Annotated in this window: 22 protein-coding genes; 6 read left to right on the forward strand and 16 right to left on the reverse strand. The window is 59.0% G+C overall.

Features of this window, described 5'->3' with window-relative positions; translation table 11 throughout:
• Positions 1–8 precede the first annotated feature (8 nt).
• Complete coding sequence (locus U5A89_RS02335; protein ID WP_338159590.1) at positions 9–2,285, reverse strand: TonB-dependent receptor; 2,277 nt, start codon at positions 2,283–2,285, stop codon at positions 9–11.
• Positions 2,286–2,770: 485 nt separating this feature from the next.
• On the opposite strand from U5A89_RS02335, the gene U5A89_RS02340 reads away from it, so the two are divergent.
• The gene (locus tag U5A89_RS02340) at positions 2,771–4,141 is read left to right on the forward strand and encodes an IS5 family transposase (protein WP_338159591.1); all 1,371 of its coding nucleotides are present in this window, start codon (positions 2,771–2,773) and stop codon (positions 4,139–4,141) included.
• Between the two features lie 126 nt (positions 4,142–4,267).
• Here U5A89_RS02340 and U5A89_RS02345 read toward each other — a convergent pair whose 3' ends face one another.
• Complete coding sequence (locus tag U5A89_RS02345) at positions 4,268–5,173, reverse strand: LysR family transcriptional regulator (RefSeq protein WP_338159592.1); 906 nt, start codon at positions 5,171–5,173, stop codon at positions 4,268–4,270.
• A gap of 263 nt (positions 5,174–5,436) precedes the next feature.
• Between U5A89_RS02345 and U5A89_RS02350 the strand changes: the two genes are divergently transcribed.
• Positions 5,437–6,270 carry a cupin domain-containing protein gene (locus U5A89_RS02350; RefSeq protein WP_338159593.1) on the forward strand — a complete coding sequence of 278 codons (834 nt, stop codon included), beginning with the start codon at positions 5,437–5,439 and terminating at the stop codon, positions 6,268–6,270.
• Positions 6,271–6,336: 66 nt separating this feature from the next.
• On the opposite strand, the gene U5A89_RS02355 is transcribed toward U5A89_RS02350, so the two are convergent.
• The 3 genes from U5A89_RS02355 to U5A89_RS02365 all read right to left on the reverse strand — a co-directional run bounded on the left by U5A89_RS02355 (position 6,337) and on the right by U5A89_RS02365 (position 10,846).
• Positions 6,337–6,747 carry an antitoxin Xre-like helix-turn-helix domain-containing protein gene (locus U5A89_RS02355; protein WP_338160142.1) on the reverse strand — a complete coding sequence of 137 codons (411 nt, stop codon included), beginning with the start codon at positions 6,745–6,747 and terminating at the stop codon, positions 6,337–6,339.
• Between the two features lie 486 nt (positions 6,748–7,233).
• On the reverse strand, positions 7,234–8,517 hold the full coding sequence (locus U5A89_RS02360; protein WP_338159594.1) for a dihydrolipoamide acetyltransferase family protein: 1,284 nt from the start codon (positions 8,515–8,517) through the stop codon (positions 7,234–7,236).
• Between the two features lies 1 nt (position 8,518).
• Entirely contained in the window at positions 8,519–10,846 is a 2,328-nt protein-coding gene (locus U5A89_RS02365) for a transketolase family protein (RefSeq protein ID WP_338160143.1), read from the reverse strand.
• Between the two features lie 161 nt (positions 10,847–11,007).
• Here U5A89_RS02365 and U5A89_RS02370 point away from each other — a divergent pair, with 161 nt between their 5' ends.
• Positions 11,008–11,454, forward strand: coding sequence for an Lrp/AsnC family transcriptional regulator (locus U5A89_RS02370; RefSeq protein WP_338159595.1), 447 nt, complete (start codon positions 11,008–11,010; stop codon positions 11,452–11,454).
• Between the two features lie 90 nt (positions 11,455–11,544).
• On the opposite strand, the gene U5A89_RS02375 is transcribed toward U5A89_RS02370, so the two are convergent.
• From U5A89_RS02375 to U5A89_RS02395, 5 genes are all read right to left on the reverse strand, one after another.
• On the reverse strand, positions 11,545–11,955 hold the full coding sequence (locus U5A89_RS02375) for a Rossmann-fold NAD(P)-binding domain-containing protein (protein ID WP_338159596.1): 411 nt from the start codon (positions 11,953–11,955) through the stop codon (positions 11,545–11,547).
• Between the two features lie 69 nt (positions 11,956–12,024).
• Positions 12,025–12,339 carry an SDR family oxidoreductase gene (locus tag U5A89_RS02380; RefSeq protein WP_338159597.1) on the reverse strand — a complete coding sequence of 105 codons (315 nt, stop codon included), beginning with the start codon at positions 12,337–12,339 and terminating at the stop codon, positions 12,025–12,027.
• Between the two features lie 369 nt (positions 12,340–12,708).
• Positions 12,709–13,128, reverse strand: a complete 420-nt coding sequence (locus U5A89_RS02385; RefSeq protein ID WP_338160144.1) for a sugar phosphate isomerase/epimerase family protein — start codon at positions 13,126–13,128, stop codon at positions 12,709–12,711.
• A gap of 402 nt (positions 13,129–13,530) precedes the next feature.
• Positions 13,531–13,755 (reverse strand): SDR family oxidoreductase, encoded by a 225-nt coding sequence (locus U5A89_RS02390; RefSeq protein ID WP_338160145.1) that lies wholly within the window; start codon positions 13,753–13,755, stop codon positions 13,531–13,533.
• Between the two features lie 548 nt (positions 13,756–14,303).
• On the reverse strand, positions 14,304–14,957 hold the full coding sequence (locus U5A89_RS02395) for a PadR family transcriptional regulator (RefSeq protein WP_338159598.1): 654 nt from the start codon (positions 14,955–14,957) through the stop codon (positions 14,304–14,306).
• A 169-nt stretch (positions 14,958–15,126) separates the two neighbouring features.
• On the opposite strand from U5A89_RS02395, the gene U5A89_RS02400 reads away from it, so the two are divergent.
• Positions 15,127–16,083, forward strand: a complete 957-nt coding sequence (locus tag U5A89_RS02400; protein WP_338159599.1) for a fumarylacetoacetate hydrolase family protein — start codon at positions 15,127–15,129, stop codon at positions 16,081–16,083.
• Between the two features lie 125 nt (positions 16,084–16,208).
• Positions 16,209–17,813 (forward strand): AMP-binding protein, encoded by a 1,605-nt coding sequence (locus tag U5A89_RS02405; RefSeq protein WP_338160146.1) that lies wholly within the window; start codon positions 16,209–16,211, stop codon positions 17,811–17,813.
• Between the two features lie 176 nt (positions 17,814–17,989).
• Here the strand turns inward: U5A89_RS02405 and U5A89_RS02410 are convergent, their stop codons facing one another.
• The 6 genes from U5A89_RS02410 to U5A89_RS02435 all read right to left on the reverse strand — a co-directional run bounded on the left by U5A89_RS02410 (position 17,990) and on the right by U5A89_RS02435 (position 21,868).
• Entirely contained in the window at positions 17,990–18,613 is a 624-nt protein-coding gene (locus U5A89_RS02410) for an alpha/beta fold hydrolase (RefSeq protein ID WP_338160147.1), read from the reverse strand.
• 115 nt (positions 18,614–18,728) lie between these two features.
• A complete protein-coding gene (locus tag U5A89_RS02415) occupies positions 18,729–19,523 on the reverse strand; it encodes a cyclase family protein (RefSeq protein WP_338159600.1) in 795 nt (264 codons plus the stop codon).
• Positions 19,524–19,668: 145 nt separating this feature from the next.
• Positions 19,669–20,349 carry a TetR/AcrR family transcriptional regulator gene (locus U5A89_RS02420; RefSeq protein WP_338159601.1) on the reverse strand — a complete coding sequence of 227 codons (681 nt, stop codon included), beginning with the start codon at positions 20,347–20,349 and terminating at the stop codon, positions 19,669–19,671.
• Positions 20,350–20,511: 162 nt separating this feature from the next.
• Entirely contained in the window at positions 20,512–20,799 is a 288-nt protein-coding gene (locus U5A89_RS02425) for a helix-turn-helix domain-containing protein (RefSeq protein WP_338159602.1), read from the reverse strand.
• A gap of 248 nt (positions 20,800–21,047) precedes the next feature.
• Positions 21,048–21,470 (reverse strand): aldo/keto reductase, encoded by a 423-nt coding sequence (locus tag U5A89_RS02430; protein WP_338160148.1) that lies wholly within the window; start codon positions 21,468–21,470, stop codon positions 21,048–21,050.
• Between the two features lie 113 nt (positions 21,471–21,583).
• Positions 21,584–21,868 carry an aldo-keto reductase family protein gene (locus U5A89_RS02435; RefSeq protein WP_338159603.1) on the reverse strand — a complete coding sequence of 95 codons (285 nt, stop codon included), beginning with the start codon at positions 21,866–21,868 and terminating at the stop codon, positions 21,584–21,586.
• A gap of 448 nt (positions 21,869–22,316) precedes the next feature.
• Here U5A89_RS02435 and ilvD point away from each other — a divergent pair, with 448 nt between their 5' ends.
• Positions 22,317–24,173 (forward strand): dihydroxy-acid dehydratase, encoded by a 1,857-nt coding sequence (ilvD, locus tag U5A89_RS02440; RefSeq protein ID WP_338159604.1) that lies wholly within the window; start codon positions 22,317–22,319, stop codon positions 24,171–24,173.
• The last annotated feature ends 117 nt before the right edge of the window (positions 24,174–24,290 follow it).

Below are 24,290 nucleotides of genomic sequence, written 5' to 3' on the forward strand. Positions count from 1 at the left end.
TGCTGAGTTTAGTAAGCAACCGACAGGGATAAGCTGAACATTTGGGGCCGGTTCGGAATCGCCCAAACTGGCGTGGCGACACCTGGTAGCCCCACGGGTCGCCTGTCGGTTGAAGCCACCAGTGCTCGCTTGTTGAAGACGTTGTCGATTCGGGCCTGCGCGGTCACCGACCCGAAGTTCACGCCCGCACGCAGATCAACCGTTGTGATGCTGTCGAGGAGCAAGTTATTGTTGGCAGGGTCTGCGGCGAAGGACGTCGGGTTTTTCGACTGATAGCGTAGCGACGCACCGACAGTGCCCTTTACCTCGTCCGAGAGCGGAAAGTCATAGTCCGCAGTCGACGATGCCGTCCAACGTGGCGTCAGCGGAAACCGATCTCCCGAGAAGGCAAAGATCGATGCCGATACTGCGGGATCCACCCGCTTCAGCCTCGCATTGGTATAACCACTGGTGAAGCTTAAACGGAGGCCGTCAAGCGGCCGCGCCGAAAGCTCAAACTCGAGGCCGTCAATGTCCGCGCTGCCGCCGTTAGTCTGATATTGCAGTCCGTTGGCCAAGCCTTGCAGCTGCACATTTTTCCAGTCGACGTGGAACACGGTCGCCGCCACATCGACCTTATTGTCGAGCACGCTGGCCTTGATACCGGCCTCATAGTTCCAGACCGTATCAGGATTGATCGTTTTGGGAATAGAGGCCGGCGGACTCGCGGTTGTGAGCGGGCCACCGGGTCGATATCCGCTCGCCGCGCGGATATAGGCACTGATCTTCTGGGTAGGCCTCCAGCGCAAGGTAGCAAGGTACGTCGCGACATTATCGGAGAAGTGGAAGGAGTCTGTCTTTGGCGTTTGCAGGCCCGCAAGAAGACCGACCCTTGTAGAGGTAATATCCTGTGAATTGTGGCTGTAACGGATGCCGCCCTGCGCATCCAAGTTATCCGTAAAATAGAAGGTGACATTGCCGTAAGCAGCATATTCTTTGTAGAGATCTAGCGTCCGCTGCGCGATCAAACCCACGGCATAAGGGACTGGAAGCGGCTGGCCGGTAAGCTTGTTTGCGAGTGCGATCGTTGGTCGAAAATCGAGATCATCGTGAGAATAGAAGCCGCCCACGATAAATTCGAACGATCCGATCCGCTCGGATACGAGTTGACTATCTGCCGTCCATTTTTTTAGATCACTAAAGAATTTGGCAGGAACGCCGGTATTTGCCGGAAGAGGAACTCCAAGCCTTGGTAAAATTGGAACATACACACCAGTATAATCGATATCGAGATTGGTATGCTGTTTCACGTAACTCACATTAGTGACAGACGTGACGCCGCCCAGATCATAATCGACCGTGCCACTAGCGATTTTGTAGTTGGTCCGGTTCCCTGGCTCATAGTAGCTATTATATTTATCTCGTCCATAGATTGGCGTAGTCGAGTTCGTGAGGTTGTCTTGCTGGGTGTAGCCATCTGCAATGACCTTTTGATACAGCCCCCAAAGGCTGATCTTGAGTTCAGGTGTGGGAGTCGCCAAGAGCGCTGCGCGCACACCATAAGCCTCACCTGTGTTGGCGTTTTTCTTTCCGGTACCCACATTGTCCGTCCAGCCGGCCTTGTTGGCGTAGCTTCCGGTAATGCGTAGCGCGAGCTTGTCGGCAACAAGCGGCGCATTGATCGAATTCTTGATCAAGTAACCCATGTTGCCACCATGGATCGCATTCACCTCACCGCGCGCGTTACCGCTGAATTCGGTGCTATCCGGCTCCACTGAAATCACACGGACAAGCCCTCCGATGTTGTTGGCGCCATAAAGCGTGCCTTGGGGCCCCTTAAGTACCTCGATGCGCGCAACATCGGTAAGATCGACATCAGGGTTGACGAAGGCACCAGATCCTGAAAACGCGCTCGTCGTCGTGCCCGCCTCGTCAAGATAAAAGGCCGCAGTCGCCGTGTTTTGCTGCGGGCCGGTATTCATTCCGCGCAGGATGACGGCGCCAAAGCCTGCCGTCCCGTTATCACGCTGTGAAAAGCCTGGAACAAAAGCCTGATAGTCCCGCATCGATGCGATACCCAGCGCTTCGAGTTTCTCGCTTGTCACAGCCGTAATCGCTGCGGGCACATCGCGCAGCTTCTGGTCGCGCTTCGACGCGGTCACAACAATGTCGCCGCCCGAATTGTCATCGGTCGCAGCGGGATCACCCGGCGAAGCACTCGGAACCTCGGCCGCTAAGTGGGCCGCCCCTGTCAAGCAGAAAGAAAACGCCGAAGCAAGCAACGTTAGTTTTATTTCTCGTTTCATAATTCCCCCTTCTAATATATTGAACTGTTAAGGCTTATTGCTACTTATAACAGTAAATATTGATTTTACGATTAATTAACCATCAACACTTTCAAATGTAACATCTTTAAATAGAATGTGATACTCGAACTCATTTTCTTATAACATTGCCAACCGAGAAATATTAAGCTGCGCTCAAGTCAAAAACTAATCCAATGCTTCTTCGTAATACCCCATTCGTCGTAGGAATGTGGGGCACTGCATCGCCGTAGGAGCATATCGCGGCGGCTGCCAAGACAGCCCGCCGAAAGCCGCTGGTCGCCCGTGAAAAATACTGAAGTCCGCAGGCATGGGTGAGTTTTGGCGGAATTTAAGCAATGGAATTTGCAAGGTTTCGGGCGGAATCGGGCAAAAAGCTTTCGATTTTGCGTGCCCGCGCACGTAGGGGCTTCCGCGGCGCATCGGGCTGTGATTCATTGCGCTGGCCGACACGACGAGGTTTGCCGATGCCGCCGAAGAAGCCCACCCCGCGCAATGACGAGTTGTTCCGCAGCCAGCTCGACAACACGATCGACATGGGGCACGCGCTGGTGAAATTGGCGCGCCTGATTGACTGGTCGCGGTTCGATGATGCGTATGGACGGTTCTATCACGAGAAAGGCCGTCCCGGCCTGTTGACGCGGTTGATGGCGGGCTTGCATCTGCTCAAGCATATGGAAGGTTTGTCGGACGAGGCTGTCTGCGCCCGCTGGGTCGAGAACCCTTACTTCCAGTATGTCTGCGGCGAGCAGTACTTCCGACACAAGCTGCCCCTGGATCGCTCGTCGATGACGCGCTGGCGCGGGCGGATCGGTGCCGACAAGCTCGAACTGCTGCTGGCCGAGACGCTGCGGATTGCGATGGAAACCTGGGCGATGCCGCCGCAGGCTTGTGAACGCGTGACGGTGGATACGACGGTGCAGACCAAGGCGGTTGCCCATCCCACCGACAGTCACCTGCTGATGCGCGGCATTGAATGGTTGAACCGGCTTGCCCGAAAGCACGGGCTCAAGCTGCGGCAGTCGTTCCTGCGCGTCGGGCGCCTGGCGCGGGGCGATGTCTCGAGGCTTATCCACGGTCGTGGGCACAAGCAGGCCATGCGTTGGGTGCGCAAGCTGCGGACTTGGCTGGGCCGGCTCGATCGCGATATCGGCCGCAAGATCGTCGGCAATGAGGAACTCGAGGCCGCCTTCGCCGTCGCGCGTGAGCGGGTGGCGAATATCCTCATCCAGACGGTGGGCAGCACAGACAAGCTCTACGCCTTGCGTGCGCCCGAGGTGGAATGCATCGCCAAGGGCAAGGCGAGGACGCGCTATGAGTTCGGGGTGAAGACATCGATCGCGGTCACCAACGCGCGCACCGGCGGCGGCCAGTTCATCGTCGGAATGCAAGCGTTGCCTGACAACCCCTATGACGGCCACACGCTCTCCGGGCAGATCGAGCAGGTCGAGCGCCTGACCGGCATCACCGTTGAGCGGGCCTACGTCGATCGCGGCTACAAGGGGCATAAGCATGGCGGAAAGGCCAAGGTCTACATCGCCCACACCCGCGGCATCGCCTCACCTACGATCAAGCGCGAACTCAGACGCCGGAATGCCATCGAGCCGATCATCGGCCACACAAAGTCCGATGGTTTGCTCGAACGCAATCACCTTGCCGGTGCCACCGGCGATGCCATAAACGCCATCCTGGTCGCCGCCGGACATAATCTGAGGCTGCTCGCCGCATGGCTGACCGCGCTTTTGCGCGCTCTGCTCACGGCTTGGCTTCCCGCAGCTTCCAGGGAAATGGCCCTTGCCTCAAGCTCCAGGGCAGATCAGCGGTCCAATCTATCCTAATCCAAAACGCAAATCGCGTTCTTCACGGCCGACCCGCTATTATTGTGTCCAGCGGTTGTCCCCAAATGAATGCACAAGACGGATGCAGAATTGTTCTCCAGCGCGTAGACGCGCGCGCCGCATGCGCTAAGCGATCGCGAAGCTGACGTCCGGGTAACAGGTCTGATTGATAAATGCGCGAGCTGCAACGCTTGGCCGCCAGTTGGCACGAATTGCCAAGGACATAGGCTGCGGCTGCCAGAGATCGAGATAATCAAGCACCGCAAGCTCACCGTCTGCCGTAGCGATTTTAGGCGATATAGTAGCAACGCCGACTGCATCGGATGTTAAAACAAGGTTCCGCATAATTGGGCAGTAATCGACAACGTGCACAAAATGCTGGGAGCTGAGCCCGCGAGCCTCATACACCTCGCGAATAACTGCCGCATATGGCATGGCACTCGACGGACAGACCATTTCATATTGAGCCAGATCGACCAATGTGACGTTGGCGTTCGTCAGTAGCGGATGCCCCCGCCGCACGAACATTACTGGCTGGAGGTCACCAACCGGATAGCACTTGAATTCTTCCGGATCGTTGAAAAGCTTTGTGGAGCCTAGCGCCACGTCGATGCCCCGGTTGCGCAGTTGCTGAACGACACGCTCCTGGCTTGCCGCACCGATCTTGAACCGGACGCTGGGATAACGTGACCGCAACGTCGCAAGGGGATCGACGAGGCGCCATTCGAGTGAGGCTGGATAAATGCCAATCCGCAAGACTTCGGTAGTTTTTTCAGTTGCTCGCCGCGGACGGCCTACCAGATCCTGAGCATCTTCGAGCAAACGGGTTGCCCGTTCCAGGAAGTCCTGTCCGTCCTCGGTAGGCAATGCGCCACGGGACGTACGCAGGAAGATCGGGTAACCAAGCTCGCGCTCCAGGTCCGCAACGCTTTTCGTTACCGCAGACTGGGTCACGCCGACGACTTCTGCGGCCCCGGTGAAAGAACCTTTTCGACCTACAGCGACAACATGCTTCAGACGATGATCCAGCATAGGTACTCCAATCGAAAGCCCGCGCAGGCGGCTTTGTTACAGATGCTTTCGCAACGGCTTGGACTGGAGAAACCTGCCCCCAAGGCGTCGCTTGGCATATCTTGCAAGATAATTTCTTATAATTCAAGTTTCTTGAATTTATGCCTTAAGCTGCTTCCGTTGCGTTTTATTCCTCGGGCGCATGCCGGCTGCAAATCGGGAATTGGACAAGTCTTTTGGGTCGAGCCATGCTCTTTCGTTAAAGAGCATGGAGTTCTAAAACGATGGATACCGCGAGAACGTTGATTGATACGAACGCCATGGAATGGGCTGATACGGGCATCGCGAACGGTCAGGTGAAGCTTCTGAAAATGTACGACGACTTTAGCTACATCGATCTCTATCGCATCCAGACAAGTGGCGTCGCCCCAGCCCATGTTCACCTCGGCCCAACCGAAGTTCTGTTCCTATCGGGCGCCGTCGAGACCATTGCGGGCAAAGCGGGTCGAGGCTTTTGGGTACTTGAGCCCGGCGGCGCGATGCACAGAGCAACCCAAATTCTCGAACCCGGTGTTGTTCTCAATCACACGAGTGGCCCGCTGGCGATGCTCGGCGTAGACGGTACCGTCCCGATGCTCCTCTACGGCCAGTCACTTAGGGCAACCCTCAGCGGAAAGATTCACACTCTCAAGGGCCGCGAATTGACAAACGAACTTTTTCCGGAGGACTATGATTCCGGGATAACAGACATGGAGCAACTCGAATGGAAGCCCTCGGGATACCCGGGTGTCGATATCAGGATACTGCGCGTTTTCGACAACGGCCATTTTACTATCATGATAAAGGCCGAAGACGGCTCAAAAATTCCAGCTCGCCATTACACCGCGCCGACTGATTTTTTCGTGATGTCAGGAGGCATTCGCTTCGGGGATGGCGCTGAAGCACGGGCAGATTACTGGATCTATGAGCCGACAGGGCGCATCGAGAGTGCCATGACACATGTTGGAGAGACCATCTATCTAGCGACATGCACGGGTGCTTTTCTGGATCTAGCTAACGACGGCACATCGATCGAACGAGTTGTGGACGGTCACACGATACACAAACTCGCTGCCTAATTGGGAACCCGTGCTGGGACTATCCGAGGGGCTTCGTAAAAACCCTATTCAAAGTGAGGACGGCCGTCAGCGCCCGGGCGAGGTTAGCGTCGTTAACCGAGACATGAATGGAGCGGTCAATTCGCCGCCCAGCATGACGGACAGCGCGCTTGCGCCATCGAAGGCGGCGTTGGGCGCCTTGATCCAGTCACAGCCGCGCTGCGGCTCCTGAAAGATGATTCGCAAGGCTTTGTGGATGCCCATGAGGTTGGACATGCGCGCAAGGCCGTCACGCGAGATGCGGCCTGGCCCTTCAGCCTTCCAGCGACGAAAGCTGCGCAAAGGCATATCGGTCAGCATAGCGGCCTGCTCGTCCGTGATGCCCCAATTGGCGAAAAGATTGAGGGCCGCGCGAAACATCGCGCCGCTTTCATCCTGCGTGACAGGCACAGGCCGGAACAGCGCCGGGACTGTCTCGACAGGTTGCAACATGCTCATGATAGCTCCACCTGGCATCATATAGGAAATAAGTGCCATTTGGCAAGATTCAGGTTCACTTGCTGCTCTCGTCGAGCAATATCGGTGAATTTCGACAGGCTGGATCGAAAAACCGCTGCCGAACTGGTGAACGAGACGGGCGAACGCGGTGACCATGACATGCGCCAGAAGAGCGTTCGGCAAGGCTAACCTAAGCAATCGATGTCGCAGTCAAATCAGCGACTTACGAACTCGCACGGGCATGAATAACACGATTTGGATTCGTGGAAAAGGCTGGACGTGAATGGACAGGGCGGTTCGGGTCCTTACGAGCATCGCACTGGTTAGGGCTTGTTGCAAATATGACTTCAAATTTCGGACAAGTAGGCGAGCTGCAGTCCATATATCAGTGACTTCTCGAACCCGCTGAGAGGCTCCGCCAACATGGAGCGGCGAACCTAGTTGCAATTGGCGCGCCTGTCTGCGCCCACCCGCGCACAGGTCTCATCAACCCAGAATGGTCAGCGGATCTTCGACCAGTTCTCGGAAAGCCTTCATGAACTGCGCGGCTATGGCACCATCAATTGCCCGGTGGTCGAAGCTGGCGGTGGCGGCCATTATGGTGGCGAGCCTGATTTCTCCATTCACGTTCCAGGGCTGCTGGATGCCCGCCGCCGTGCCTAGGATCAGCGCTTGCGGCGGATTGATGACCGGGACCATCTCGTCGATACCGAACATACCGAGGTTGGACAGCGAGGCCGTGCCGCCCTGGTAGCCTTTGGGCGCAAGCTTTCCGTCCCGGGCCTTGGCGGCCATCTCCTGCGCCAGCCGCGCAATGGCGGAGAGCGAGAGAGTATCGACGCCCCTTACCACCGGTGTGACCAAGCCGCCATTGATCGCGACCGCCATCGCAATATCAACGCGGGAGAAGCGGTGCAGCACGTCGCCGCCAAACTGGACATTGGCGTCCGGCACCTGAACGAGCGCCATCGCCAGCGCCTTCATCAACATGTCGTTGACCGAAAGCTTGATGCCCCGGCTTGCGAGGCCCGCGTTCAATTCTGCCCGTAGCTTGAGCAGCGGATCGAGATTGCAGCGCGCGGTGAGATAGAAGTGCGGCACAGTCTGATTGGATTCGGTGAGGCGACGCGCGATGGTCTTGCGCATGCCGGACAGCTTGACCGTTTCGACCGGCACGCCCTCCGGCGGTGAGGCAATGACGATGGCTGGCGCGAGCGCGAGCGGGGCCGGCGCTGCGGCACTAGGCGCGGCGATGCTCGCGGGCAAGGCAAGGTCGGCGCGCACGATCCGGCCATGCGGTCCGCTCCCGGTGATCGTCGCAAGATCGATCCCCTTGGCATCCGCTACCCGCGCGGCAAGCGGGCTCACCTTTACCTTGTCCGCGAACCGCGCGCGCGGAAATGCCGCGTGGGCCATGTCCTTGGAGACAGGCGCCGTTCCCAGACGCGGCGGCGAAGGCGATTCCTCGACCAGCCCGGATATGGTGGTCATGGCTTCCTCCAGCACAGCTCCAGGAGTAACAGCCGCGCCCTTCTCCGTCAGCAGCGCCAGCACGGTGCCGACCGCCACGTCCTCGCTGCCGTCGGGAACGAGGATCCGCGACACCACGCCTTCCTCGCTCGCCTCGAACTCCATCGTAGCCTTATCGGTCTCGATCTCGGCGACGAGGTCGCCCGCCTTGACGGTGTCGCCCGGCCTCACCAACCATTTGGCGAGCGTGCCCTTCTCCATGGTCGGCGAGAGCGCGGGCATCTTCAGTTCGGTCGCCATGTCAGTTACCCAGAAAGAGTTCGGCGGCGGCTTCGACGATGGCGTCGGCGTCCAACCGATAGGTACGGTAGAGGTCGGGCAGATCGCCAGTCTGGCCAAAGCGATCGGTACCAAGCGGGGACACGCGCATCCCCTTGACGCCGCCAAGCCAGGACAGCGCGCCGGGCGAACCGTCCAGTATCGTCACGAGGCCCGCTCCGGGAGCCAGGGCGGACAGCAGGATGTCGGCATGGCAAGGCTGGGTCGCCTCCCCTGTCCAGCGCCCTGCCCTGCTCTGCGACCAGCCACGATGCAGCATGTCCGGCGAGGTAACGTTGAGGAGGCCTAGGCCGGGCATATCGTCCGCCAACTCTTCCCACGCCGCCAACGCTTCGGGCGCAACAACGCCGGAAAATACGATCGCAGCCTCGGCATTGGCAACCGGCTTCCTGAGCCAGTAACCACCTTTCAGCGCGTCCGCTTTCCAGCCATCGTCGCCGCGCTTTTCCTGTGTTATTGATCGCGTGGAGAGGCGAAGATAGACCGAACTGCCCTCTTTCCGCTGCATGGTATCGAACGCATATTCCATGAACAGCGCCACCTCGTCTGCCCAGGCCGGGTCAAAGCTGGTGAGATTGGGCTGGCCCATGCCGATGAGCGGCGTGTTGATCGACTGGTGCGCGCCCCCTTCCGCCGCCAAGGTGATGCCCGACGGCGTCCCGACGAGCAGGAAACGGCTGTCGGAATAGCAGCCATAATTGAGCGCATCGAGGCCGCGCGCGATGAACGGATCATATACTGTGCCGACCGGCAATAGGCGCGTGCCGAAGTGCGGCGCGGCCAGCCCGAGCGATGTCAGCATCAGGAAGAAGTTGTTTTCGGCGATGCCCAGTTCGATATGCTGGCCCGCCGCATGTTGCGCCCATTTCTGCGCGGAAGGAATTTTCGCCTTATGGAACACATCGGCCAGTTCCTGCCGGCGAAACAGCCCGCGCTGGTTGACGAAGGCGCCCAGATTGGTGGTCTGGGTGACATCGGGCGCAGTGGTAACGATGCGATCTGCGAGCTCGTGGCCTGATTTCGCCAGATCGAGCAATATGCGCCCGAACGTGGACTGGGTCGACTGCTCCTCGCCCTCGGGCGCAGGGATAGCCGGCACAGGGACAGGTCGCCCCATCTGCTCCGCCTTTTGACAGGCGACCGGACTATTGTCGACAAAGGCTTGCAATTGGGTGGCGACATTATCGCCAAGGCCGCCCCATTTCGCCCACTCCTTTCCTTCCGGCACGCCCATGGCCGCACGAAACTGCTCCATCTGCGCTACGTTCATCATGCCGGAATGATTGTCCTTGTGCCCGGCGAGCGGGGTGCCAAAGCCTTTCACCGTATAGGCGATGAACAGCGTAGGCTTGTCGTCGTTGGCGCCTTCGAAGGCATCGACCAGGCTCTCGATACAATGGCCGCCCAAATTGACCATCAGCGCGGCAAGGCCATCATCGTCGAAGCTGTCGATCAGCGTTTTGACGTTGGATTTCGTTCCGATGTCGCTGATTATGCGGCTGCGCCAGGCTGCACCGCCCTGATAGGTAAGTGCGGCATAATCCGCGTTCGGGCAGTTATCGATCCACTCCTGCAGGCTTTTGCCTCCGGGGCGCATGAATGCGTCTTGCTGGCGCTTGCCATATTTCAGCGTGATCACGCGCCAGCCGCAGGTTTCGAAAATGTCATCGAAGCGGCGAAACATGCGGTCGGCGGTCGTGTTGTCGAGCGACTGGCGGTTGTAATCGACAACCCACCAGCAATTGCGCAGGTCGTGCTTGTATCCCTCGATCAGGCATTCGTAGATATTGCCCTCGTCCAGTTCCGCATCGCCCATCAGCGCGATCATACGGCCGGCATCCTCTTCACGCACCTGGCCATGCGCGATCAGATAATCCTGCACGAGCGAGGTGAAGGCCGTGACGGCAACACCCAGGCCGACCGATCCGGTCGAAAAATCCACCGGGATCTTGTCCTTGGTGCGGCTTGGATAGCTTTGCACCCCACCAAGTCCGCGGAACGCCTCCATCCGCTCCAGCGCCTGATTCCCCAGCAGGTAATGGATCGCATGCAGCACTGGCCCGGCGTGGGGCTTCACCGCAACCTTGTCCTGCGGGCGCAACGCATGGAAGTAGAGCGCCGCCATGATCGCCGTCATCGACGAACAACTTGCCTGATGCCCGCCGACTTTCAGCCCGTCGCGCTTGGGACGAAGATGGTTGGCGCTATGGATAGTCCAGGAGGATAGCCAGCGAAGGCGTGTTTCCAGGATGTCCAAAGTGTCGATAATGGTGCGCCGGTCGGACGTCATCGTAGCCAAGAACCTGCTCCTCGAATGTTTGATAGCTAGATACTCGCACTGCACCCGGCATGTCCTTGCGTATTCCGCTACTTCAAGCTTATTTTGTGGCAGAATCATTCCTTTTTGCCGTAGATCTGAGATAGTATATGCCACCCGCCCCTGACCTGGATTTGATCGACAAAAAAATTCTGCAGGTGGTGCAGAGTAATGGGCGAGTCACCAATCAGGAGTTATCGGAGAAGATTGGCCTCTCCCCGTCTCCTTGCCTCAGACGGCTCAAGCACCTCGAAGGAAACGGCACCATTTCCAACTATGTGGCGCTGGTCGACCCACACGCCCTAGGGCTGGCTGTGACGGCGTTCGTGCGTGTCCGGCTCGACCAGCAGGACGACCGTCACCTCGCCATTTTCGAGGCCGCCGTCGCCGATTTCCCCGAGGTCATGGAATGCTATCTGATGACCGGCGATGCGGACTATCAACTTCGGATTCTGGTCGCCTCACTCAACGCCTTCGAGGACTTCCTGCGATCCAAACTCACAAAAATAGAAGGCGTGGCCCAGGTCACCACCAGCTTCGCGCTGCGGCCGGTGGTCTATAAAACTGAGCTGCCGATATAGCGGCTTCACCGCCACAGGCTGGCGACCCAGGTTCAGGTGCCGATCGGATGGAGAGACGACACCGTCACCACTGCTCCGGACCAGCGCACCCTACTGCCCCCATGAGATCGATGCAGGGACAGGCGTCCCGGACCATTGACGCGCCGTCTTATCTGCGAAAGCCTGATAAGTTCGCGGCTCATGGCCGATGAGCGAGGCTAGGCGATCGATTTCCTCGCGGCTCGCAATGTTGTCGTCGCGTTGCCAGCCTTCATACGTTTTGCAGAGGTCGTAGGCCCAGTGCTCGGGAAGTCCGGTGGACTCGAGATAGGCTTCCACGCGCTTCATCTCGTCATGGCCGGCATGATAGACCGGCTCTCCCAGAACTTTGAACCAAAGCTCCGCTGAGGCCGCGCCGCTAAATGATTCACTGCCGTTTATGGTGTAACAGTCTCCGGTGTTGCCGTTTTCGAAGCAAGCGACCGCAGCATCGGCGACATCGCGGACATCGACGCGCGACACGCCAAAGTCACCGAACGCCGAGTCATAGACTCCACGCCGTCCGATATTCTAGCGCTAGCGTTCGTCGTTCTAGAAATAACAGTTCGGCCTCAGGATGGTGTAGGCCCGGAGGGCAATCTCTGCCGGCCACATTCCGCCGCAATGCCCCACCCCGATGAGCGTGCTATCCACGCCTCTGGCCGTCATCATGACAATATTGCCCGGCCGTGTCTTGGACGCGATCGATCGTGTCTTGGACGCGATCGAAACCGCATTCAAGCCCTTGAAGCAGAGCGTATCCTGCGGCGGAAATATCAGGAAAACACCATCGGCGGCACGCATTTCCTCCTGAAGGACGGAAATGCAATCAAGGTGACCTATCACCGCCGTCTGCCCGGCGGGCATGGCGCTGTCCGCGTACCGCGTACGGCGTAAGCACGCGAACGCCGGCGCTCTTCGCCACAAGGTCTTCGGCGACACACGATCCAACATGTTTGCGGCCACCCTCGACAAATATTCGCATCTGGGGGTCCTTTAATATCTGATCAGACAAATGCACCGGAAGCCCTGTGACATCATTCATCATTCGAAACTTTTCATTATCGCATCGGTCGCGGCGAGCCTTCATCAGTACGCGCTTGCGCACCGCGCCGCCCATGCCTTGAGAAATCCCTCATTGCCGCGTCGAGTGAACTCGTCGTGGGGCAATTTCCAAAGCGAGTCCGGAAGGTCCATACCCCAGCGCCCATCGTCGGAGAAAACTTCGAGGTCATACTAGCCGTTGAACCCGCCGCGCTCCAGCGCATGAAGCATTGCCGGTATGTCCATTGCACCTTCGCCGCTTAACAGGCGGTCAGCGGAACTGCGGGGCATCCGCCAATCATTGTGTTGGACGCCGAACGTGCGCGCGCCGGCGCGCTCGGTGTATTCCAACAGATTTTCCTGATCCCACAGGTGATAGAAGTCGTAGCAAAAGCCGATCCCGGGCTCACTCACCTCGTCGAGGACATCCATTGTCTCCGGGATGGTTCGCACGAAGGAGAAATTGAACTCGAAGTTACGACTGGTTTCCAGCGCCAAGCGGGTGCCAAGTTCGGTCGCCAGCCTGCCCGCTTCTCGCAAGCTCTCAACGCGATTTTGCGCGCATCCGGAAGGGCGTACCCCTCGACCGAGCGGGTTATGACGACGATGCAGCCCGGTTTGAAGGGCGCCATCCGCCTAATGCTCTGCAGCATGAGCTCAAGCCGTCCGTCGGGATCATTGGAGCCTGGAATAATATAATAGGGCTGCAACGGCAGCGGCGGGATGTTCGTGGGAAGGCATATGGTCGCCGCAAGGCCACTCCCGCGCAGCGCCGCGACCTGCTGTTCTTTGTCGCCATCGCGCAGCTTGGACTCAATGATTGCGATCCCGGTGGCAGCCGTTACGGGGATCAGGTCCAGGTCTTCCTCAAAGGTAGTATGTGGCAACGACAGCTGGCAGAACGATAGCAAGTGAAGGTCGGACACCGCTCATCCTTACATTGAAAGCAATTCGGGTATCGTTTGCGCCAATCGGGGCTGGCGCCGTGCACGAGCCCACTCGAACGAGAGCATGTCAAAGAGGCAGCGAAGGCTGGTCCCGAGGGCGCAGCCACAGGCTGGAAGGCTCGCCCGGCGACACCATCGCATCATACATTTTCTGTGCCTCGGCATCGGCCAAGCCCATGCCGCCGGACACGGTCAACCCTTCATCGACATGGAGATTTTGTCCGGTGCGGTTTGAAGCATCGTCCGAAGCCAGGAAGAGCGCCGCCGAAGCGATGTCCTCGGGAAGGGATATCCTCTCCCACTTCCTCTATTTTTCTGTCCGGCTCGCCCTACAGGTGGGTCGATGCCGCGCTGAACGTGTCTGCGTTGGACCACGAGAGATACGGGCGCGCTCAAGCGACCTCGGATCCCGCGCTTACATTAGCATCTACAAATCTTTAACGCCCTCACACCGGCCGGGATTACAGATCGGCGAGGGGCATGGCCAAGCGCCGACGGCGCAGCATGCTTCCACTGGTTATTATTGCAGGCTTTTTCTAATCGGGCCTTAGGTCGAGCGCAATTCTTGAGTGCGGCTTGCCACATCAAAACCAGTCGGCAGGGTCTTCCTGTTGCTCGATCCTAGTTCGGAGCCCGACCATCCGCAACTCGTCACCAAGCTTGAGAGGAGAAACATACTGTGGACTGATTTTGTCAATACCGGCATATGTAATTGATTGCATATGTCTCTAAAATAGGAAACATGGGACACCCGCTGATAGTGCTGTGTGCAAAAATTCCTGCGGCTTGAACCTCGATATGGCCCGCCTGTACTGAGGGCGTCGCTATGGCCGTGTTTGATCAGCGCTTCTGTCGGGTACGTTTCACGGCTGCTTGAGCCCGGCTGATGCCTTCGCCACACCAGATTATCTGGGCGTCGCGGATCGCCAAAGCGTGCTCGTACACAGAGCGGATACCCATCATGCGAGCTCGGTCCGAATGATCTGCCCATGGCGATTTCCACACGCCCAGCCAACGCTCCTCGAGCTTGAGCTTTTCTTGCATGCACTGATCGCGATAGGCAGTCAGCGCATGCGTCACCGCCGATCGGCCGAGCAGTTCGAGATTATAGGCGATCAGCTTGATCTCATCCTGCGTCAGCGTCGACCGGGGTTCTAGCAACCAGGTGTGAAGACGCTCTACGCCTGATTGAGAAATCTCATATGTTTTCTTGTTAGGTCGCCCGCTCTGAACGATCCAGGTGCCGGTGATATCTCCACGCTCTTCAAGGGTGGAGAGGGCAGGATAAATCTGGCTATGCTTGACGGGCCACATCAGCGAGACCGGCTCAGCCAATATGGCCGTGATCTCATAGCCCGAGAGCGAGTCCCGGTTTGCGAGCAGGGAGAGCAGTAGCATCTCGAGTGTGCCCGATACCCGTCTGCCTGCCATCCGCTTTCCATGCTCCTGTTTAAAAATCACATTAGCCCGATAACGACATATGTCGAGCGCCATCTGTCCTATTTGCTGTGGACTGACGCGGAACGCCGATCGGTCCAGAAAATGGCGATCCTGCTTCGATTGATTCGTCTCCCGCCCGGGTCTGGCGGTCGAAAGGGAGCAGCAAAAGCCTACAGATGTTCAAGCAAATGCATCGGAATAGAACAGCGATGGAATATAATAGATGAAACTGTTGAGCTTTGACGGTGGCAGCGGCCCCAGACTCGGCCTTATTGCTCAGGACGAAAGCATCATCGACCTGGCTGACGACGGACGCGCTGAATTTGCTTCCATGCAGGCCCTGATCGAGGCGGGAGAGTCCGCATGGGACGCGGCACGCACCGTAGCGGCGAGCGGACGCACAGGCCTCGATCCCAGCAGCATAACATGGCTTTCACCGCTGCCTCGCCCCATTCAAATGCGGGATTTCCTTGTGTTCGAGGTCCATATGCAGGGCGCCGTATGGAACGGCGCCAAGTTGCGTGAACAGCTTGGCGTTGGGCCTCAGGCGCCGTCCACGCCACCGCCAGTTCCGCACATCTGGTATCAGCAGCCCATTTATTACAAGTGCAACCGCTTTGCAGTGGTTGGCCCGGACACGGTGACGAACTGGCCCTCCTACTCCAAGGTCGCCGATTATGAGTTGGAACTTGCATGCGTTATCGGTCGGGGCGGTCGCGACATCCCGGTTGGCGAGGCGCACAAGCACATTTTTGGATATACGATCTTCAACGACCTGACAGCGCGCGATGCCCAGTTCAAGGAAATGCAGGGGCCGCTGGGACCAGCCAAGGGCAAGGATTTCGACGGCGCGAACATCCTTGGTCCCGTCATCGTCACGGCGGACGAGATTGATGCCGGGTCGCTCGCCATGCGAGCATTTGTGAACGACGAACTGTGGAGCGAAGGCAATAGCAGCACGATGCATTGGTCCTTTCCGGATATTATCGCGCATGTCAGCCAGTCGGAAACATTGCACCCCGGAGAAGTTCTGGGATCCGGCACTGTCGGCAATGGTTGCGGCTTGGAGCTGGGCCGAATGCTTCGGCACGGCGATATCGTCACCTTGGAGATTGAAGGGATCGGACGGCAACGCACGACGATCCATGCACCCCATATCGTGGAGCGCACGGTGCTTTGACGCAGCGTCGATTCAGCCCCGATCGGCACGGCTGACGTCGCAAATCCCGTCGCGCCTTCGGATGCAGGCCTGGCTGCCGATAAATGGATGTTCAACCCGCCTTAGGACGCACGACGTTGCAGCACATGCTCGAAAAAGTCGCGGCCAACTATATGCCGCTTTCGCCCATCGGATTTCTGGCGCGAACGGCGCAGGTTTATCCGGACCGGGTGGCTGTCAGATATGGCGATCTCAGCGTTAGCTATCATGAACTGCAGAAGCGCTGCATCCGCCTGGCGTCGGCGCTGGTAAGCGCCGGCATCAACCGCGGCGATGTCGTTTCAATCCTCGCGCCGAATATCCCAGCGCATCTGGAGGCGCACTTCGGCGTGCCGATGGCCGGCGCCGTGCTTCATTCCATCAACATGCGCCTCGACGCTTCGACTGTCGCCTTCATGCTTCAGCATGCATCCTCACGCCTCCTCATCGTCGACGCCGAATTCCTGCCCCTCGCCCAGAACGCTTTGCTGTTGATGGAAGGCACCATAGAGTTAATCGTCGTGGAGGATCCGGCGGTTGACGCAGGCATAGGCGGCAGGCGAGCCTATGAAACATTGCTCCAGTCGGGTGACGACAGCTTTGTCCCGCTTGGCCCGGCAGATGAATGGGACGCTATCGCGCTCAATTACACGTCGGGCACGACCGGCGATCCCAAGGGGGTGGTCTATCATCATCGCGGCGCCTACCTGAATGCGATTGCCAATACCTTAGCGTGGAACCTAAGTGGTCATCCGACATATCTCTGGACACTGCCGATGTTCCACTGCAACGGCTGGTGTTTCCCCTGGACGATCACTGCCCTGGCTGGAACCCATGTGTGCCTGCGCCGCGTGGACAGCGAGTCGATCGTCGACGCGATTACGCGGACCGGCGTCACCCATCTGGCAGGGGCACCTATCATCCTGTCGCGCATCGTAGGCGCGCCCGACGAAATGCAGCGAACCCTTCCCTCCGGCTTGCACATGATGGTGGCGGGCGCGCCGCCCACGCCGACCATCATCGCCGAAGCCGAACGCCTGGGCCTCACCGTCACGCAAACCTACGGACTGACGGAAGTCTATGGCCCTTGCGTTGTTTGCGAGTGGAAAGAAGAGTGGGACGAGCTTCCGCTACCCGACCGAGCACGTCTCAAGGCGCGACAGGGCGTTCGGTATCAGATGCAGGAGTCATTGGATGTCCTGGATCCGGAGACCATGACCGCCGTTCCGGCCGACGGTCTGACGATGGGCGAGATCATGATCCGCGGCAACATCACGATGAAGGGGTATCTCGGCAATCCGAAGGCCACGGCAGAGGCCTTCAGCGGCGGGTGGTTCCATTCCGGCGATCTCGCGGTGAAGCACCCCGATGGTTACGTCGAAATTCGTGACCGATCGAAAGACATCATCATCTCGGGCGGCGAAAATATCAGCACGGTGGAGATCGAGGCCGTTCTCGTCGAGCATCCCGGAATATTGGAGGCAGCCGTCGTCGCGAAGCGTGATAAACGCTGGGGCGAGGTACCATGCGCATTTGTCACGGCACGTCCGGGTATCGAACTGGACGCGGAAGACGTGATCGCCCTTTGTCGCGCCCGGCTGGCGCATTTCAAAGTGCCGAAATTTATCGTGATTGCTGACATTCCAAAGACATCGACCGGAAAAGTGCAGAAGTTCGTCTTGCGCGAAAAGGCCAATGCGCTTGGTGTATGACTCGGGAGACATCCGGCGAGGCGCTGGATCGCCAGTCAGATCAAACCAGGCTCGATGAAATCCTGGAGCAGGGATACGACTGGGAGCGGATGCTGATCGACGAAGAAGTGCCCGACCGGCAGACTGGCGACGTGTGGGCTTGCAGCACATGCCATTCGGATGCGATGTCGAAGAGCTTAGCCAACCCGCGTGAAGCGCCAGAGAGCACCAGCGTGGGGCAAGTCGATCATGCGGCCAGCATCTGCGGCATCATGCTCCAAATCCATGATAGCAGCCGCACGATAACCCGCGCAAGACCCATGGATCATACGCTTGTCGCGCCAGGAGCGACGGTAATGATCCAGCAGCTCAGGATCGAAATCGCTCAGGGCCATCCCGCCCCAGGCCGTCAGGCATACTTCGAAAAAGAAGTCGGGATCTCCCTCGATCAGGTGTTTGGAGAACGGCGCGAGCTGCGCGAGGAAGAACAAGTGCCAATAGGACTGAGCCAGGTGGCGATCCGCGCCCTCGAACATCGCCAGAGTCGGGGCGATGTCCATGACGGTCAGACTGGAAGCCGCCTGCGGATGATCGAGCGCCAACCTATGGGCAACCCGGTCGCCACGATCGTGACCATTTAGGTGAAACCTGTCAAAGCTCAGCGCCTGCATCGCCTCTGGCTGATCGAGGGCCATGGCGTGAAACGCATAACTGGAAGCACCCGGGTCGTCGAGAGGTTTTGATGACTCGCCATAGCCTCGAAGGTCAGCGCAGATCGCAGTATGACGGTTCGCTAGCGCAGAGGCTACTGGCGCCCATATCGACTTGTCTTAGGGATAGCCGTGCAGAAACAGGATCGGATCCCCGCGCCCCCCACCACGCAGGAAATCTGCGCATTGGCTGTTAGGATAAGGCGCCAGGTGAACCCTTCGAACATCAAGCCGAAACCGCCGGATCGATGATCGCGACCGCGCGTACCCAGCCGGCGGATGCCCGTTCGATTTTCACCGGGAAACAGGCGACCTGAAAGCCGAAAGGCGGAAGCACCTCCAGATTGTGGAGTTTCTCCATCTGGTAATAGGGGCGGATCCGCCCGGCTTTATGTCCTTCCCAGATGAAGGAGGCATCGCCGGTTTGGGCGAAACGCTCGGCCGTATATTTGAAGGGAGCGTCCCAGGACCAGGCGTCGGTGCCAACGACTCGAACACCGCGTTCCGTTAGGTAAAGCGTCGCTTCCCGACCGATGCCGCATCCGCTTTCGACATATCGATCACCGCCGTAGGCGGCCCCTGCCGACGTATTGACCAGCACGATGTCGAGCGGCTGGAGCTTGTAGCCGATCCGCTCCAGCTCGATTTCAATGTCGTTTGCCGAAGCGACATAGCCATCGGCGAAATGCCGAAAGTCCAGCTTCACGCTCGGCTTCAGGAAGAGATCCAGAGGCGCCTCGTCGATAGTCGGCGCCGAAGTCGCACCACTGTCCGTCGTCGAGTGATAATGCCAGGGGGCGTCCATGTGACTTCCGCTGTGCGTGCTCAACGTCAATGTCTCGGTAGCCCACCCCTCTCGGTCGGGCAGGTCGTCCCGCGTCAACCCCGGAAAAAAGGGCAGCATTTGTTCAGCGCCCTCGGCATGCGCGGAATATACGATCGTGGGCTTTATGATCGGCGGATCGGTAAGAACGTTGTTGCTGATCGGCATCGAGATATCGATGAAATGCCGCTGGTTCATAGCTTCCTCTCTTGGCCGGCGGCAAGCGCGATGCGTCATGTCTGCCCCAGGTAAGCCATATCGCGCCGATCGGCCAACTGTCTGTCCCATGACCTGTGGACATCGTTCGCAGGACGGCAACCGGCTCCTCGATCGCCGCTCCGCGCTACCGCTCTGCGGCATTCATGTCAGCCAGAGCGCGGAAACCGTTGGCGAGAAATCGGATAAGTTCCTCCCCCCTCTGGACATCGCCAGGGCTTTCCTGCCCGCCCGACAGATCAATTACGCGGGACGACACCATATGTGTCAGCAGCGAACCAACGGCGTACTGATACCCCCAGACGAGTCTGCCCGGATCGCAATGGGGCAGGGCCTTCGTCATGGCCGCCAGAAAGGCATGGGCTACTTGATCGAAATGGCGCTCGATCGCGCGCCGATTTTCGATACCCGCATCCCAAAGGCCGCGCGCGACAAGCGTCGCGAACGCTTCTCCATCTTCTTCCAGTCCGGCCAGCAGCGCCGGCTCTGCCCATGCGCGCACCACCTGCTCGACAAGATCGCCATCGCCGTCGGCAAATTCGACAGAGCCGATAAGGGCGACACGCTTGTCGAAATAGTCCCTGCGGTGCTCGAAAATCGTCGCGAAAAGCTCCGCCTTCTTGCCGAAATAATAGCCCACCAAAGCGAGCGGAACGCCCGCGTCGTCAGCGATGTCGCGGATCGACACGCCGTTGAACCCGCGCTCGGCGAACAGCTTTTCAGCACTTTTGAGGATGTCCGACCGCCGATCTTGCCGGCTTTGCGCCTCGGGCGGCACTACCGACCGCCTGCGCGACGGCGGGCTCATGCGCCCGCCACCTTCACCGCGCCGCTTGACGGCGGTCGAATTTGATTTGCGAGGCCCCGTCAAAGCCGATTGTCTCCTCATGGTGCTTCCCCTTCCCAGCCATGTTTCACGGCGATGAAGGCCAGACAGTCTGAAACGGGAATGCCTGAAATTGCAAGCACGTCAGGCAAGGAGCGGAGCGATCAGTTGATTGGCGTTGCTCACGCCCAACCTTGAATAGGCGCGGCGGCGGTAGGTCACGATCGTCGAAATCCCGATGCCCAGGATCAGGCTGATCCCCTCCGCAGTGTAGCCGGCCAAAGTATAACCGCAAACGATACGTTCTCGGTCGGTCAGACGCGGATATTGCCGACCCAGCCGTTGGGCGATGCGCTCTGCCAGCGCGATGTGGTTGAAGCCGGCACCCTCGGCCGGATCAGGCATCACAGGTGATAAACTGGACGAAAGCATAGCCTCTCTCCCTACGTCATTGCGCCATTGCATCAGTGCGCATCGCGTTCTGCAACTCGATGTAACACGGGTTTGTACGATCGTACATAAAGTTTTTCAATCGTACAAATGAGAGGAGCGCGGAGGCGCAGTTGCTTGGGAGGGGAAGCGGTCAAACCTGATGTATCGGACGAGACGAGCCGCTGGCCACGATCGTAGTGACACTGCGACACTCCGCAATGTCGCAGCCTGCGCGGTCTATCACTAGTTCATGGTCTCCGAGTCCGGGCCGATCGCCCGTCCGCGCTGTCGAGAGCGGCGATCGCCGCCATGTCCCCATCGTCGACCGCGAAATCGAAGATGTCGGCATTGTCCTTCAACCGCTCCACCTTTGACGTGCGGAGGATCACGATCGGCCCTTGCTGGATTTGCCAGCGCAGAATGATCTGCGCCACGGATCGGCCGTGCCTGCGCGCACTCGCGGTCAACTCTTGCCTGGCAAGCAGATCGCTCCGGCCGAGCGGACTCCAGGCCTCGGTCGCGATACCCAGCCGCCGATGGAAACCGCGCAAGTCTCTTTGATGAAAAGTCGTCTGGCATTTGATCTGGTTGATAACAGGAACGACCCCAGTTTCATTGATGATGCGCTGGAGGTGCCATGGGTTGAAGTTCGACACGCCGATGGAGCGCACACGACCTTCTCCACGAAGGCGGATCAACGCCCGCCATGTTTCAACAAATCGGTCGCGGTCCGGCGATGGCTAATGGATCAGATAGAGATCGGCATGATCGATCCCGAGCCGGTCTATACTGGCGTCGAACGTACGCAGCGCCTCATCGAACCATGGTCGGAACTCCACAATGTGGTGGTGACTAAGATGTCGTCGCAGTCGAGACCTCCTATGCGAAGCCCTTGGCCCTCGCCCACCTCATCGCCATAGGCGGCGGCAGTATTGAAATGCCGATAGCGCAGTTCAACCGCCCACACGATCATCGGCGCCACTAAATGATCCGGCAACTGCCAGCTACCCATGCGCAATCGCGAAATTGCGTTGCCGCCTTGAAGCGAAATGGCCGGGAATGTCGTCAACGGGAATCATGCTTTTTGCCGTGGTTCACCGGAATGTCGCCGATCCGCGTTACTGACGCCCCCGCTCCTCCCTTTTTATGCCCTGCCATCGAAAGCGAAGTTCTTGCCCTGACCAAGAGAACACGCCATTCGGGAGACATCGCGATGGGTGGGCTCGACCGGATTTTCGATGTGATCTTGAACATTTGTACATATTTTATGTTCTGTACAAATTTCGTAGCACACCCTTGATGGCCCATCGTCGGCAGCGCCGACGCATGTCCGGCAGGGTTCTGTATCCGCCCGCGTCCACACCTACTGGCGGGCTCGGATAAACTATTATCTATACATATGTTTTTTTCGTCATATGAACTTGCCGAGATGCACGGATCTGACTAATCCGGCGGATGTACTATGGGTTTGCCGCGGCACTCTGGACCATGGCCCCATTCCCGAAGGAGAGACCAGAATGCCGCAGCTCCGCTCTCGTACAACCACGCACGGTCGCAACATGGCGGGCGCGCGAGGCCTATGGCGCGCGACCGGCATGACCGACGCGGATTTCGGCAAGCCCATCATCGCGGTCGCCAACAGCTTTACTCAGTTCGTGCCCGGCCACATCCATCTGAAGGATCTTGGCCAGCTCGTCGCGCGCGAGATCGAGGCGGCGGGCGGTGTGGCCAAGGAGTTCAACACTATCGCGGTCGATGATGGCATCGCCATGGGACACAATGGCATGCTATATTCACTGCCGAGCCGTGACCTGATTGCGGACAGCGTCGAATATATGGTCAACGCCCATTGTGCGGATGCGATCGTGTGCATTTCCAACTGCGACAAGATCACGCCGGGCATGCTGATGGCCGCGCTGCGGCTCAACATCCCGACGGTGTTCGTCTCGGGTGGGCCGATGGAGGCCGGCAAGGTCGTGTTGCGCGGCAAGACCGTAGCGCTCGACCTTGTCGATGCGATGGTGAGCGCCGCGGACGACAGCTACACCGATGCCGAGGTCGCGTCGATCGAGCGCAGCGCATGCCCGACCTGCGGGTCCTGCTCGGGCATGTTCACGGCCAATTCCATGAATTGCCTGACGGAGGCGCTGGGCCTTTCGCTGCCAGGCAATGGATCGATGTTGGCAACGCATTCGGATCGCGGAAGGTTATTTCGCGAGGCGGGCCGCCTGATCGTGGACCTTTGCGAGCGCTATTACGCGCGTGACGATGACAGCGTGCTTCCGCGTTCGATCGCGACAATGCCTGCCTTCGAAAATGCGATGGCGCTCGATATTGCGATGGGCGGCTCTACCAATACGATCCTTCATCTGCTAGCGGCAGCTCATGAGGCAGGCGTCGATTTCACCATGTCCGATATCGACCGCCTCTCGCGATCCGTGCCATGCCTCTGCAAGGCGGCGCCGGCGCGCAACGATATCCACATGGAGGACGTCCACCGCGCTGGCGGCGTGCTTGGCATTCTGGCCGAGCTTGACCGCGCTGGCTTGGTTCATCGCGATCTGCCGACCGTGCATACGGCCACGATGGGTGAAGCGATCGATCGATGGGATGTGGCGGGCACGCCCACAGCCGAGGTGATCGAATTCTACAGGGCGGCGCCGGGCGGCGTGCCGACGCAGACCGCGTTCAGCCAGTCGAGCCGCTGGGAAGAACTCGACATCGACCGGGCGAACGGCGCGATCCGCTCGTTCGACCATGCTTATTCGCGCGATGGCGGCCTTGCCGTCCTCTACGGCAATCTCGCGCCGGAGGGATGCGTGGTCAAGACGGCGGGCGTCGACGACAGCATCCTGCACTTCACCGGCGCCGCCCGCGTCTATGAAAGCCAGGACGCGGCGGTCGCGGGCATCCTCGGCGGAGAGATCAAGGCGGGCGACATCGTCGTCATCCGCTATGAAGGGCCAAAGGGTGGGCCAGGCATGCAGGAAATGCTGTATCCGACCAGCTATCTGAAATCGAAGGGCCTCGGTGCGGCCTGCGCGCTCATCACCGATGGCCGTTTTTCGGGGGCAACCTCGGGCCTATCGATCGGCCATGTATCGCCGGAGGCAGCCGAGGGCGGGCTTATTGCGCTGGTCGAACATGGCGATACTATCGTGATCGATGTGCCGGGTCGCCGTGTCGAACTGATGGTGGAAACACAGGTGCTCGCGCAGCGCCAGGCCGCAATGGCCGCGCGTGGAACCAAGGCCTGGTCGCCACTTGGTCGCAAGCGTGCTGTCTCGACCGCGCTTCGCGCCTATGCTGCGCTGACCACCAACGCGGCCCGCGGCGCGGTGCGGGATGTCGGTCAAGTGCACAAAGCCGACTGAGGACAGCGCCCCTCCCCGCGGCGCTCGGGAACGGGTCAGGGAGGCGGCGCTTGGCCTATCCCGGCGGGACCTGGATGCCTTGGCGGTTGGTGACCTTCCTTGAACTCGCCGCCGCAA

Origin of the sequence: Sphingobium sp. HWE2-09, from assembly GCF_035989265.1 — a bacterium.
Classification (GTDB): domain Bacteria; phylum Pseudomonadota; class Alphaproteobacteria; order Sphingomonadales; family Sphingomonadaceae; genus Sphingobium.